Source organism: Romboutsia sp., from assembly GCF_035470145.1.
Classification (GTDB): Bacteria; Bacillota; Clostridia; order Peptostreptococcales; family Peptostreptococcaceae; genus Romboutsia_D.
This window is the reverse complement of sequence record NZ_DATIRC010000066.1, coordinates 1-13,539: the sequence shown is the minus strand read 5'-3', so window position 1 is coordinate 13,539 and position 13,539 is coordinate 1. Positions and strand designations below refer to the sequence as shown.

Below are 13,539 nucleotides of genomic sequence, written 5' to 3'. Positions count from 1 at the left end.
AATGATAGATATAGAAGATCATGAAGAAATTAATAAAAAACAAATAGATGAGAGCTATATAAAAGTTGAAGAAAGTAATAAATATGAAACTTTAAAAAAATTAATATATTTGGAAAATCCAAAATCATTGATGATATTTTTAAATACAAGAGAAAGAGTCATGAAGCTTTATAGCCAAATGAAAAAAGATAAATTTTTAGTAAGGCAACTTCATGGAGATATGTCTCAAGATAAACGTATATATGTAATAAAAGATTTCAAAGAATTTAAATTTAATATATTAGTAAGTAGTGATGTAGCATCTAGAGGTATTCATATAGATGATATTGCCTTGGTAATAAATTATGATGTTCCAAGAGATAAAGAAAATTATGTTCATAGAATAGGTAGAACGGGAAGACAAGATAAATTTGGGAAAGCTATAACCTTGGTAAGTAATAAGGAAGAAAAATATATTGATGAAATACAAAACTATATTGGATATAATATTAAACAGATGAATGAAATCGATGAAGAAAAAGTTAAGATAGGAAAAAATCTATTTGAAGAAAATGTAATAAAAATTTCAAAAGAAAAAAGATTTAAAAAAACAGAGAAAAAAATCCATAGTGAAGTTACTAGGATATATCTAAATGCAGGAAAGAAAAAGAAAATAAGAGTTTTAGATATAGTTGGAGCAATAAGTAATTTACAAGGAATAGAGGGTCAGGATATTGGAGTTATAGAAGTACAGGATTTATGCTCTTATGTTGATATTTTAAATCATAAGGGAGAACAACTATTAAAAAAATATAAAGAAATAAACATAAAAAAGAAAATGGTAAAGATAAAAAGAGACAATCAAAATCAGTAAATTATGATTTTAAAGGGAGAGTATAAATGCTTAATAAAAGACAATTTTTAAGACACTACAATATAAGTGAAGAATTTTTAATTCAAAATAATATAAAGTGGGATACATTAGTAGAAATATATAACGATTTTAATAAATATAGAAAAAGCTATGAAACACAAGCTGATTTAATAGCAAACATACTAAGAGGACATAAAAAGGTTCATTCAGTTAAAACAAGGGTTAAGGAAGCAGAGCATTTAATTGAAAAGGTAATAAGAAAGACAGAAGATAGAAAAAGAAAATATGGAAAAGATTTTGAGTTTACTGTTGATAATTATAAAGAGGAAATAACAGATTTACTAGGAATAAGGGTAATACATATATTTAAAGAAGATTGGGAAGAAATACATGATTTTATAAGTATAATGTGGAATGTAAATGAAATAGTAGCAAATATAAGAGAAGGAGATAACACTAAAACATTTGAAGAATTAGGTATACAAGTTTGTTCAAGGTTATCAGGATATAGATCAGTGCACTATTTAGTAGAATCTTATCCAACAACAAAAAAAGTTATATCAGAAATACAAGTAAGGACAATATTTGAAGAAGGATATGGAGAAATTGATCACCAACTTAGGTACTCTTTACATAAAATACCTGAAGTATTAGAACAAAATCTAATGTTACTTAATAGAATAGCAGGGAGTTCAGATGAAATGGCATCTCTTATAAATATGTTAAGTAAAAGTTTTGATGAAATAGAGTCAAAGCACAATAATACTATAAATATAAAAGATGAAAAAATAATAAACTTAAAGCAAAAAATAGAAAGTAGTGAAACTATAGATAAAAAAGAGAGAAAAGAATTAATAAATGAAATAGATGAAATATTACACAAAGCTTAGAATTATTTAAATATAGTATAAAAAAATCGGATATTAAGTATAATCTGTATTCTTATATCCGATTTTTTTATAAGTAATATTTCAATAAAATTATTCTTTAATTATTAAAACAAGAGTTTGTTATATATTGTGATTATTAAAATGTTATATAATTAATGGTAGTAGTTATTTGAAGATATCTGATAACTCTATATTAGTAGAATTGTTAATAGATGGTATTTCATTATAAATATGATTATATAAATTAGCTTTAATAGGTAGCGTTATAATAAAAGAAGTACCTTTATCTAACTTAGAATCAACATTAATGTTACCATTATGCAAATTAACAAAAGATTTTACAATTGATAGCCCAATGCCACTTCCTTCATTTTGTCTAGTAAGCCCATTATCTACTTGCATAAAGTTATCAAAAATTTTAGATAAGTTTTCTTCATCTATGCCTATACCATTATCTTGAACAATAAGGTTAAGATTATTTTCATCAGCTATAATAGTTGTAAATATATCTCCCCCAGGATTAGAGAATTTTATAGCATTTGAAAGTAAGTTAAGTACTATTCTTTCAATCTTTTCACAGTCAACAGACATCATCAATTCTTCTGTATTTGTATCAAAGACTAGATTTAAATTTTTAGAATTTGCATATGGAATAACTGATAATACTACATCTTCTATTAAGTTAATAATATCAATAGTTTGAAGTTTTAAATCAACACAATCAGAATCAATTTTTGCAATATCTATAATATTATTTATTAGTCTAAGTAATCTATTGCAATTTTGAGAAATTATATCTAAATTGTTATTAATGCTTTCGTAATTATTAATATTTACCTTGGATAATGAGATTTTTAAAAGCTGATTAGCTGATATTATAACTGTTACAGGAGTTCTAAGTTCATGACTTATATTAGCTATAAAATTATTTTTAGCAATATTCACCTCGTCAGCAATTTTTTTTATTTTATGTAATTCATTTTTATATTTTAAAGTTTTTATAGTGTGTAAAATTAATCCAAATATAATTAATATTAAACTTATTATGATAAAAAATATAGCTACAATAAAGCCTTTATGTACTTCGTAAGTATCATTAAATCCATAAGAAAGCCCCTTTAATTGATTATTAAAACTTATAGAGTTAGGTGAATAAGAACTAATAAATAAAATATTTTTAATAGGATAAGCATAAGAATTTATTGGAGTTAAAATATAAATAGATACTAATATTATCAAAAGTATAAGTTTAATATATATTTTTTTCATATTCACACATCCTTATTAGTAAAATATAGTTCTATATAATAAATTATACCAAAAAAGTCAGAAAATTTCAAAAAATATTAAAAAGTAAAAAAAATATTTATCTAAACAGAAATTTAATTATACTAATTTGTAAAAAAAAATATAATTTATTTTGATTTTATTGAAAAACTAAATGTAAAATTTGAATATTTAAAATTTTTCAATAAAGATACAGTAATAAAAAGGAAAATCATGATTAACGTAAAACTATTATAGTAATGGTGCTTTTTTTGATTAGGTCCAAAATAGATAAAAGTTAAATTGCACAAAAACAGGGGAATATAGGGGGCATAATTTATGAAAGAAGAGATATATAGTGAAGTTATTGAAAAGATAATAGAAAGTATAGATGAAGGAATACATTTCATAGATAAAGAGGGAAAGACGATTATATATAATAACTCTATGGCAAAATTAGAACAAATGGATAAAAAAGATGTATTAAATAAATCATTTATAGATGTTTTACAAACTATGGAAATAAAAAACAGTACCTTACTTAAAGTTTTAAGAAACAAAAAGCCTATAAAAGATAATGTTCAACGATATTTAAATAAAGATGGAAAAGAAATTACCACTATAAATACTACAATACCTATAGTAGTAGAAAATGAACTTATAGGCGCTTTAGAAATATCAAAAGATATGACTCAAATTCAAGCTCTATCAGAACAAATTTTAAAACTTGAAGAAACTAAAAATAATAAATTACATAGTCCAGAAAAATTAGGTTATAATTTTGAAGATATAATTGGAGAAAGTGATTCTATTAAGAAAGCAATTAAAATATCTAAAAAAGCTTGCAAAAGTGATGCTACAGTTCTTATATATGGAGAAACTGGTACGGGTAAAGAGTTAATAAGTCAGTCTATCCATTATGATAGCAAAAGATGTGACCAACCATTTATAGCACAAAATTGTGCAGCACTTCCAGAAAGTTTATTGGAAGGAATATTATTTGGAACTTCAAAGGGCGGATTTACAGGAGCTATAGATAGACCTGGATTATTTGAACAAGCCAATAAAGGAACTATTTTATTAGATGAGATAAACTCAATGCCACTACAACTTCAAGCAAAGTTGCTTAGAGTACTTCAAGAAGGTTATGTAAGAAGAGTTGGAGGTACTAAAGATATTCCCGTTGATGTTAGAGTAATAGCAACAACTAATGAAAATCCAATAGATATATTAAATGAAGGAAAGCTTAGAAAAGACTTGTATTATAGGTTAAATGTAATTTATATTCAAATACCACCTTTAAGAGAAAGAGGAAATGATATCTTACTACTTGCCAATAAGTTTATACAAAAATATAATAAAAAATTAGGTAAAAATATAAAATATATATCGGATATAGGTAGCAGAATACTTAAAAATCATTACTGGCAAGGTAATGTTAGAGAATTAGAAAATACCATTTATTCGAGTATGAGTATGATGGATGATGAAGATGTATTAACTGAAGACATGATAAATATAAATGAGTACAAAACTAACGTAGCCGAAAATATGTATGTTATAGATGTAGAGGCTAAACCATTAGACTGGATCGTTGCAGATATAGAAGAAAGGTATATTAACGAAGCTTTAGATAAAGCAAATGATAATGTAACAAAGGCTGCTGCAATACTTGGCCTTTGCAGGCAAAGTTTACAATATAAAATGAAAAAATATAGTATAAGAAGAAAATAATTTAGAATCAAACAAAAAAAGAGCAAAAAAATTTGCGTTATATGCAAAATTTAATGCTCTTTTTTATATTTAAATAATTATATATATATATTATTTTTATACTATTTTAAATTTTCTAAAAATAATTAAATTCAAATTTTTGGAAAAAATATTCATTTCATAAGCTTTGAAACTAGAGATAAAAAATAATTTAGAAAAAATAATAATTTAAAATTAAAAATGGCATGTAAGTTGCTTTAATAAAAGACAGAAAAAATAATAAAAAAATAACAGGGGGAATTTAAAAATGAGAAATGTTAAAGTTGGAATTTGGGGATTTGGAGCAATGGGAAGTGGAATGGCTAAAATGCTTCTTAAGAAAAAAGGAATAGAAATAGTTGCTGTATGTGATATGCATCCAGAAAGAGTTAATAAAAGTATGTATGATGTATTAGGATGTGAGAGAGAAGAAAGACAAGACGTTATAATAAATTCAGATGCTAACGTAGTATTTACTGATGAGTGTGCAGATGTTGTTTTATTAGCTACAGATTCTTTCACAAAAGGTGCATTTGATAAAATAAAACTTATATTAGAAAAGAAAATGAACGTTATATCTACTGCAGAAGAAATGGCTTATCCTCAAGCTCAAGAACCAGAGTTAGCTAAAGAATTAGATAAAATAGCTAAAGAAAATGGGGTATCGGTACTTGGAACAGGAATAAATCCAGGATTTGTACTTGATTTATTAATACTTGCATTAACGGGAACTTGTGAAGAAGTAGATTACATAAAAGCAGCTAGAGTTAACGATTTATCACCATTTGGAACTGCAGTTATGGTAGAACAAGGTGTTGGAGTTACTAGAGAAGTATTTGAGAAAGGTGTAGAAGATGGATCAATAGCAGGTCATGTTGGTTTCCCTGAATCTATAAAAATGATAACTGATGGTATAGGATGGAATTTAGAAAAAATAGATCAAACTAGAGAACCAATAATGAGTAATGTATATAGAAAATCAGAATATGCAGAAGTTCAAGCTGGAAATGTAGCTGGATGTAAGCAATGTGGATACGGATATGTTGATGGTCAAATGAAAATAGAAATGGAACATCCACAACAAATATTACCTCATTTAGAAGACTTATCAACAGGTGACTATGTAAGTATAAAAGGTGTACCAAATATAGACTTACAAATAACTCCAGAAATACCAGGTGGAATAGGAACAATAGCTATGTGTGTAAACTCTATACCTCATGTTATAAATGCATTACCTGGACTTAAAACAATGTTAGATATACCAGTACCAAGAGCTATGATGGGAGATGTACGTGAATTAGTACAATTAAAAGAAAGTGTAGAAGCATAATAAGCTTATAAAAATATAAAGATTTAAAATATAACTAAATATTTGTGCTAGCTAGGTATTTGAGAGAACTGAAATTTTCACACCTGGTTAGCACGAAGTAGTATAAAGGAGATTGTTAGTATGGATGCTAAACGTGGAGATTGGGTTATAGTTCATAATACAGTTCTTAATCCAAGTCAAAGGGCCCCACAAGTTCCAGAAGATACAAAATTACATCCTCTTGAAATGTGGGTTAAAGGATTTATAGATGAAGATGCAAATATTGGGGATTTAGTAAAAATTAAAACTATCACAGGAAGAGATATAAAAGGTAATTTAATAGAAGTGAATCCTTACTATACTCATGATTATGGTAAATGTATACCAGAATTACTTCAAATAGGAATTAGTGCTAGAGAGATACTATTTGGAGGTGAGCTAAATGATTAAGGACAATAGTTATCAAGCTGTAATGGGTAGAAAAAATGAAATAATGAAAAATGCTATAGGAATAGATTACTCTATATTTGAAAATGAAGGTGTATCATTTGATTATGAAAAAATGATGAAAGAAACTGGATATTCATTAGACGAAATGGAAAAAATCCAATCTCAATACGCAGTAGGAAATACACCTATAATAGAGGTTAAAAATATAACTAATCTTGCTAGAAAAGTTGCTCCAAAAGGAAAAGGTGCAAGGATATTTATAAAAGATGAAGCATCTAATGCATCAGGAAGTTTCAAGGCAAGAAGAGCTGCAACTGCAGTATATCATGCTAAAAAAATGGGATACAAAGGTGTAATAGCAGCAACTAGTGGAAATTATGGAGCTGCAGTAGCATCTCAAGCTGCTATGCAAGGGTTAAAATGCATAATAGTTCAAGAATGCTATGATAGCAGAGGTGTTGGACAGCCTGAAATAATAGAAAAAGCAAGAAAATGTGAAGCATATGGTGCAGAAGTTGTTCAATTAACAGTAGGACCAGAATTATTTTATACTTTCTTATTAATGTTAGAAGAAACAGGATACTTTAATGCATCATTATATTCTCCATTTGGGATAGCTGGCGTTGAAACTTTAGGATACGAAATAGCTATGCAATGTAGAGAAAGAATAGGCAAAGATCCTGATGTAGTAGTTTGTACTAATGCTGGAGGAGGAAATCTAACAGGAACTGCTAGAGGACTTATAAAAGCAGGTGCAACTGATACAAAGGTAGTTGGTGCTAGTGTTAATTTAAAAGGCCTTCACATGGCAAGTGATAACCAATTTAATAAGAAATCATTTACAACAGGTCATACAGGATTTGGAATACCATTTTGTACTTGGCCAGATAGATCAGATGTACCAAGATCTGCAGCAAGACCACTTAGATATATGGATAGATATGTAACTGTAAATCAAGGTGAAGTTTTCTATATGACAGAACTTTTAGCTCAACTTGAAGGACTAGAAAGAGGTCCAGCTGGAAATACATCTTTAACAGCTGCATTTAGTTTAGCTCAAGAATTAGATGAAGATCAAGTTATACTAGTTCAAGAAACAGAGTATACAGGAGCTGGAAAACATATAAATCCACAGCTTACATTTGCTCGTGAAAATGGTATAGAAATTAAATTTGGAAATCCACAAGATGAAATTTGTGGTCAAAATTTAATATTACCTTCTCATCCAAGTTTAATAAAAGTTAATGAAATAAATATGGATAAAATAAGAAAATCTTATGTAAAAAATGCTATAGAAAATAATAATGTTACTTCATTAAGTGAAGAAGATATAAAATTCTTAGCTAAGGATGCAAAATGTAGTGAAGAATTTGTAAAGGCTGTAGCAGATGAGGTACTTGTAAAAAGTTTATAGTAGATTTATGAAGATAGGTATATAAATAATAAAAGTATAAATAGGGGGATAAGCATGAAAAAGAGATTAGATGATTTTCAAGATAGAAGAGCTCATTTAGCTAATTTAAGTGATGAAGAGCTAAAGGCAAAATTTTGGAGCTTAGCAAGTGAAATAGTTGAGCCAATGCTAGAGTTAGGTAGAAAAAATACATCTCCATCAATAGAAAGATCAGTTCTTTTAAGAATGGGATTCTCATCATTAGAAGCGAAAGAAATATTAAATGGAGTATTAGAAAATGGTCTTATAAGTAAAGGTGCAGGTCATGTTGTCTATAAACTTGCTAAAAATAAAGAAATAAGTGTACGTGAAGCAGGAGTAATGTTAGTAAATGGTCAAGGATGGGATGAAGTAGTTAGTTTATTTGCTAAGGAGGGAGTATCATGCTAAAAGAAAATAAAAAATTAGATATAGAAAATATATTAAAAGATTTAGAAAGTTACAGACCAAAGAGAAGAGGTTGGACTTGGAGAGAAAATGAAAAAGATTTAGAAATGGGGCCTTTCAAATATCAAGATTGTTCAGCTCCTTTAAAAGAAAGTGTAGCACTTCCATCAGCTAAATATTTTAACAATATAGACCCACAACCAAAGGCTGTTATAACTACTGAGGTAGCTTCAGGAAGATTTGAAGATGATATAAGAAGAATGAGAATGGCAGCTCACCATGGGGCAGATCATATAATGGTTATAAGAACTGCTGGTCAATCTCACTTTGATGGGCTTATAGAAGGTACACCACAAGGTATAGGTGGAGTTCCAATAACAAGAAAACAAGTAAGAGCACAAAGAAAAGCTCTTGATTTTATAGAAGAAGAAGTAGGAAGACCAATAAATTATCACTCTTATGTAAGTGGTGTTGCAGGACCAGAAGTTGCTGTAATGTTTGCTGAAGAAGGAATAAATGGGGCTCACCAAGATCCACAATACAACGTACTTTATAGAAATATAAATATGATAAGATCATTTGTTGATGCTTGTGAAGCTAAAAATGTAATGGCATTTGCTGACATGGCTCAAATAGATGGAGCTCATAATGCTAATGCAACTGCAAGAGAAGCTTGGAAAGTTATGCCAGAACTTATGGTACAACATGCTCTAAACTCAGTATTCTCTGAAAAAGTTGGTATTAAAAAAGATAACATATGTTTATCAACAGTACCTCCAACTGCACCACCAGCTCCATGTTTAACGCTAGATTTACCATATGCAGTAGCTTTAAGAGAATTATTCAGTGAATATAAAATGAGAGCTCAAATGAATACTAAGTATATGGATTCTTCAACTAGAGAAGCTACAGTAACTCATGTTCTTAACTTATTAACATCAGTTTTAACAAGAGCTGATATACAATCTACAATAACTCCAGATGAAGGAAGAAACGTTCCTTGGCATATGTACAACATAGAAGCTTGTGATACTGCTAAACAAGCATTAGTTGGTATGGATGGATTAATGGATATGATAGAGCTTAAAGAAACTGGAGCTTTAAGAGATAAATCAAGAGAGTTAAAAGAAAGAGCAGTATTATACATGGAAGAAATATTAGAAGTTGGTGGATACTTCGAAGCAGTTGAAAAAGGATTCTTTGTTGATTCAGGAAATTACCCAGAAAGAAACGGTGATGGAATAAGCCGTAAGATAAAAGAAGGTGTAGGAGCTGGAACAGTTTATGAAAGAGATGAAGATTATTTAGCTCCAGTAACTGCTCACTTTGGATATAATAATGTAGCTCAATATGATGGAACTTGTGCTATGGACCCTGCTAAATTAATAGATGGATGTACATTTGAAGATCCAGATAAAATAATTTACATAGATGAATTAGATGATATGGATAATGTAAATGTAAGACTTAAAGAAACAGAAGAGTTTAGAAACTCTACTAAGATAAAACCAGAAATGGAATGGTGTGCTGATGGTACTGTTATGCTTACTATGATGTTACCAACAGATAAGAGAACTGCTGAATTTGCTGCACTTGAATTTGCAAAGAAAATGAATTTAGAAGATCCAGAAGTAATAAACAGAGAAGTAATGCACTCGGCTGAAGGAACTAGAATAGAAATAAAAGGAAAAGTTCCATTTAGTGTAGATATAAATGATCTTGTAATACCAGAAGAACAAAAAATTATGACTGATGATGAAATAAGAGCTGATATAGAAGCTCAGCCACTAAAAATAGTTTGTGCAACAGTAGGAGAAGATGAACACTCTGTTGGGCTTAGAGAAGTAATAGATATAAAACATGGTGGTATAGAGAAATATGGTATAGAGTGTCATTACTTAGGAACTTCAGTACCAGTTGAAAAATTAGTAAATGCGGCGATAGAATTAAATGCTGATGCAATATTAGCTTCAACTATAATAAGCCATGATGATATACACTATAAAAACATGAAGAAAATGCATGAGTATTGTATAGAAAAAGGAATAAGAGATAAAGTAATGTTAGCCGCTGGAGGAACTCAAGTTACGCCTGAAATAGCAGTTGAAAATGGAATGGATGCAGGATTTGGAAGAAGTGACAGAGGAGTTAATGTTGCGACATTCTTAGTTGAAAAAAGAAGAGAGATGCAAAATAGATAATGAAAATAGATGTATTAGTTGCTGAGATAGGCTCTACAACAACAGTTGTAAATGCCTTCTCAGGCATACATACAGATAGCCCAAAATTTATCGGTCAGGGTCAAGCACCAACAACTGTATTTGAAGGCGGAGATGTAAGAAACGGACTTAATGGAGCTATAAAAGACTTAGCTAAAAATTTAGATATAGCAAGCATAGAGTACGATGATATGTTTGCTACATCTAGCGCAGCGGGTGGGTTAAAAATGACAGTACACGGATTAGTTTATGATATGACGGCAAAAGCAGCTAAAGAAGCAGCATTAGGTGCGGGAGCGGTAATACATAAGGTAACGGCAGGAAAACTTAGAAGAACGGATATAAAAGAAATAAAAGAAATAAAACCTAACATAATACTTATAGCAGGTGGAGTAGATTACGGTGAACGTGATACTGCAATTTATAATGCAGAACTTATTGCAGGACTAAACCTTGGAGTTCCTGTAATATATGCAGGTAATGTTGAAAATAAAGAAGAAATAAAATTAATATTTGAAGATACAAATTATAAACTTTATATAGTTGATAATGTTTATCCTAAAATAGACTATTTAAATATAGAACCAACAAGAGAAGTAATACAAAATGTATTTGAAGAACATATAACAAACGCACCAGGAATGGAACATGTAAAAGATTTAGTAAATGAGCATATAACACCAACTCCAGGGGCTGTTATGGAAAGTGCAAAACTTTTGAAAAAATACATTGGAGATTTAATGGTTATAGATGTCGGCGGTGCAACTACTGATATTCATTCTGTAACAGAAGGTAATGATGGAGTTAGTAGAATATTAGTAAACCCAGAACCAGTTGCTAAAAGAAGTGTTGAAGGTGACTTAGGGGTTTATGTTAATATGAGAAATATTGTTAATTTAATTGGAAAAGAAGATTTACAAGAAGAATTATCAGACATTAATTTAGACGAAGTAATGGATAATTATTTACCAATTCCAAAAACATCACATCAAATAAAACTTGTAGAACGATTAACGAAAGAAGCAGTACTTCGTGCTACAAAAAGACATGCTGGAATCATAAGAAATGTTTATGGAGCAAGTGGAAAAAGTAAAATAGCAGAAGGAAAAGATTTAACAGAAGTTAAATATGTAGTAGGAACAGGTGGTGCTTTAACTCGACTACCTCAAAGAGTAGAAATAATGAAGTATATCTGTGAATATAACAAAAATAAAGATGTACTTTTTCCAAAAGCAAGTGCAAAGATATTAGTTGACAATGATTATATAATGGCATCTCTAGGAGTTTTATCTAAAAAATATGAACAAGCATCTCTAAAGCTTATGTTAAAAAGCTTAAATCTAGAGGAGGAAAGCGAATGTACCCTAGGTTAGAAATTAATATTCCTAAATTAAAGAATAACGTATCTGTACTAAGTAATATATGCAAGACTAATAATTTAGATATGGCAATGGTAACAAAAGTATATTGTGCAATGCCAGAAGTAGTTAAAGAAATAAGTTTTGATAATGTAAATTATTTAGCTGATTCTAGAGTTCAGAATTTGAAGAATTTACAAGATATAAATATACCTAAAATATTACTTAGAATTCCAATGATTAGTGAGATAAAAGATGTAATCAAATATGTAGATATTAGTTTTAATTCAGAGATTAAAACTATATATAAGTTAAATGAAGAAGCTAAAAATCAAAATAAAGTTCACAAAATAGTATTAATGTTTGACTTAGGCGATTTAAGAGAAGGATATTTTGATGAAGAGGAATTCTTTAGTGTAGTAGATAAAGTTTTAAAGTTAGAAAATATAAAATTATTTGGAATTGCTACTAACTTGACTTGCTATGGAGCAATAATGCCGTCAGAGGAAAACCTAGGAAGGCTAGCAAACCTAGCAAAAAGAATTGAAAAAGAGTATAATACACCTTTAGAGTTTGTATCTGGTGGTAACTCTAGTTCAATAGATTTATTACAAGCTTTGAAAATGCCAGATGGTATAACTAATTTAAGATTAGGTGAAGCCATAGCACTTGGTCGTGAAACAGCTTATGGGAAGGAAATAGAAAATACTTACCAAGATGCATTTAAACTAGTTTGTGAAATAGTTGAAATAAAGGATAAACCATCTATGCCAATAGGTGAAATTGGAATGGATGCATTTGGAAATGTACCTAGCTATGAAGATAAGGGTATATTAAAAAGAGCAATAGTTGGTATAGGTAAACAAGATATAAATATAGAAGGTATAATGCCAATAGATAAAAATATAGAAATACTAGGAGCTAGTTCTGATCATATGATACTTAATGTAACAGATTGTGAAAATAAGTATGATGTGGGAGATAAAGTTGAGTTTTTAGTAGAATATGGTGGGCTTTTAACAGCATGTACAAGTAAGTATGTGCATAAAGAATTAGTTTATAATGAATGTACGCAGACTGAATTGGCATATTAGAAAACTTAAGAATATAACAAAAAGCATAGTGATAAACTATGCTTTTTGTTATATAATACATAGGAAATAGAAAACTAACTAATCTAAGAGGTAGAATTATGTATAAAAATAAAGTTGTTTTTGTAACAGGGGCAAGTAACGGTATAGGCAATAGTATAGCTAAAGAATATGCTAAGTTAAATGCAAATGTAATAGCTATTGATATAGTAGAGCATGACTTTAGTGAAAGTAGTATAGAGTTTTATAAAGCAGACTTAAGGAATGAAGATGAAATTAAATCTGTATTTAAAAAAGTAGTAAACAAGTATGGTACTGTGCATATACTGATAAATAATGGTGCTATAAGCAAATTTAATAAATCTATATTTGATATAGAAACAGTAGAATTTGATGATGTAATATCTGTAAATCTTAGAGGAAGCTTTATATGTTCGAAAGAGTTTATAAGAGCAAATAAAGGACAAAACTATGGAAGAATAATTAATATAAGTTCAACAAGGTTTAA

Annotated in this window: 12 protein-coding genes; 11 read left to right on the top strand and 1 reads right to left on the bottom strand. The window is 28.9% G+C overall.

The window, feature by feature from the left end; genetic code table 11:
- Positions 1–853, top strand: an 853-nt coding sequence (locus VLM92_RS02360) for a helicase-related protein (RefSeq protein ID WP_325274750.1), incomplete at its 5' end; no start/stop codon positions are given.
- Positions 854–879: 26 nt separating this feature from the next.
- The gene (locus VLM92_RS02355; protein WP_325274749.1) at positions 880–1,743 is read left to right on the top strand and encodes a RelA/SpoT domain-containing protein; all 864 of its coding nucleotides are present in this window, start codon (positions 880–882) and stop codon (positions 1,741–1,743) included.
- Positions 1,744–1,908: 165 nt separating this feature from the next.
- Here VLM92_RS02355 and VLM92_RS02350 read toward each other — a convergent pair whose 3' ends face one another.
- Positions 1,909–3,012, bottom strand: coding sequence for a HAMP domain-containing sensor histidine kinase (locus VLM92_RS02350; RefSeq protein WP_325274748.1), 1,104 nt, complete (start codon positions 3,010–3,012; stop codon positions 1,909–1,911).
- A 336-nt stretch (positions 3,013–3,348) separates the two neighbouring features.
- On the opposite strand from VLM92_RS02350, the gene VLM92_RS02345 reads away from it, so the two are divergent.
- From VLM92_RS02345 to VLM92_RS02305, 9 genes are all read left to right on the top strand, one after another.
- Positions 3,349–4,743 (top strand): sigma-54 interaction domain-containing protein, encoded by a 1,395-nt coding sequence (locus VLM92_RS02345; protein ID WP_325274747.1) that lies wholly within the window; start codon positions 3,349–3,351, stop codon positions 4,741–4,743.
- A 286-nt stretch (positions 4,744–5,029) separates the two neighbouring features.
- On the top strand, positions 5,030–6,094 hold the full coding sequence (gene ord / locus VLM92_RS02340) for a 2,4-diaminopentanoate dehydrogenase (RefSeq protein ID WP_325274746.1): 1,065 nt from the start codon (positions 5,030–5,032) through the stop codon (positions 6,092–6,094).
- A 120-nt stretch (positions 6,095–6,214) separates the two neighbouring features.
- A complete protein-coding gene (ortA, locus tag VLM92_RS02335; RefSeq protein ID WP_325274745.1) occupies positions 6,215–6,523 on the top strand; it encodes a 2-amino-4-oxopentanoate thiolase subunit OrtA in 309 nt (102 codons plus the stop codon).
- On the top strand, positions 6,516–7,937 hold the full coding sequence (gene ortB / locus VLM92_RS02330) for a 2-amino-4-oxopentanoate thiolase subunit OrtB (protein ID WP_325274744.1): 1,422 nt from the start codon (positions 6,516–6,518) through the stop codon (positions 7,935–7,937). Before ortA ends, ortB begins: the two co-directional genes overlap by 8 nt.
- Before the next feature lie 54 nt (positions 7,938–7,991).
- Positions 7,992–8,366, top strand: a complete 375-nt coding sequence (locus tag VLM92_RS02325; protein WP_325274743.1) for an ornithine aminomutase subunit alpha — start codon at positions 7,992–7,994, stop codon at positions 8,364–8,366.
- Positions 8,360–10,564, top strand: coding sequence for a D-ornithine 4,5-aminomutase subunit OraE (gene oraE, locus VLM92_RS02320; RefSeq protein WP_325274742.1), 2,205 nt, complete (start codon positions 8,360–8,362; stop codon positions 10,562–10,564). The genes VLM92_RS02325 and oraE overlap by 7 nt, the downstream gene beginning before the upstream one ends.
- Positions 10,564–11,955: a GlmL-related ornithine degradation protein gene (locus tag VLM92_RS02315; protein ID WP_325274741.1), complete on the top strand. Its 1,392-nt coding sequence runs from the start codon at positions 10,564–10,566 to the stop codon at positions 11,953–11,955. The genes oraE and VLM92_RS02315 overlap by 1 nt, the downstream gene beginning before the upstream one ends.
- Complete coding sequence (gene orr / locus VLM92_RS02310; protein WP_325274740.1) at positions 11,940–13,034, top strand: ornithine racemase Orr; 1,095 nt, start codon at positions 11,940–11,942, stop codon at positions 13,032–13,034. The genes VLM92_RS02315 and orr overlap by 16 nt, the downstream gene beginning before the upstream one ends.
- Before the next feature lie 98 nt (positions 13,035–13,132).
- Positions 13,133–13,539 (top strand): SDR family oxidoreductase (locus tag VLM92_RS02305; RefSeq protein ID WP_325274739.1); only part of this gene is annotated, 407 nt, incomplete at its 3' end.

What these genes read in the sequence shown, in the direction of transcription:
- VLM92_RS02315 (WP_325274741.1), top strand. Translation starts at nt 10,564, where the DNA reads ATGAAAATAGATGTATTAGTTGCTGAGATAGGCTCTACAACAACAGTT.
- oraE (WP_325274742.1), top strand. Translation starts at nt 8,360, where the DNA reads ATGCTAAAAGAAAATAAAAAATTAGATATAGAAAATATATTAAAAGAT.
- ord (WP_325274746.1), top strand. Translation starts at nt 5,030, where the DNA reads ATGAGAAATGTTAAAGTTGGAATTTGGGGATTTGGAGCAATGGGAAGT.
- VLM92_RS02345 (WP_325274747.1), top strand. Translation starts at nt 3,349, where the DNA reads ATGAAAGAAGAGATATATAGTGAAGTTATTGAAAAGATAATAGAAAGT.
- ortA (WP_325274745.1), top strand. Translation starts at nt 6,215, where the DNA reads ATGGATGCTAAACGTGGAGATTGGGTTATAGTTCATAATACAGTTCTT.
- ortB (WP_325274744.1), top strand. Translation starts at nt 6,516, where the DNA reads ATGATTAAGGACAATAGTTATCAAGCTGTAATGGGTAGAAAAAATGAA.
- VLM92_RS02350 (WP_325274748.1), bottom strand. Translation starts at nt 3,012, where the DNA reads ATGAAAAAAATATATATTAAACTTATACTTTTGATAATATTAGTATCT.
- VLM92_RS02355 (WP_325274749.1), top strand. Translation starts at nt 880, where the DNA reads ATGCTTAATAAAAGACAATTTTTAAGACACTACAATATAAGTGAAGAA.
- VLM92_RS02325 (WP_325274743.1), top strand. Translation starts at nt 7,992, where the DNA reads ATGAAAAAGAGATTAGATGATTTTCAAGATAGAAGAGCTCATTTAGCT.
- orr (WP_325274740.1), top strand. Translation starts at nt 11,940, where the DNA reads ATGTACCCTAGGTTAGAAATTAATATTCCTAAATTAAAGAATAACGTA.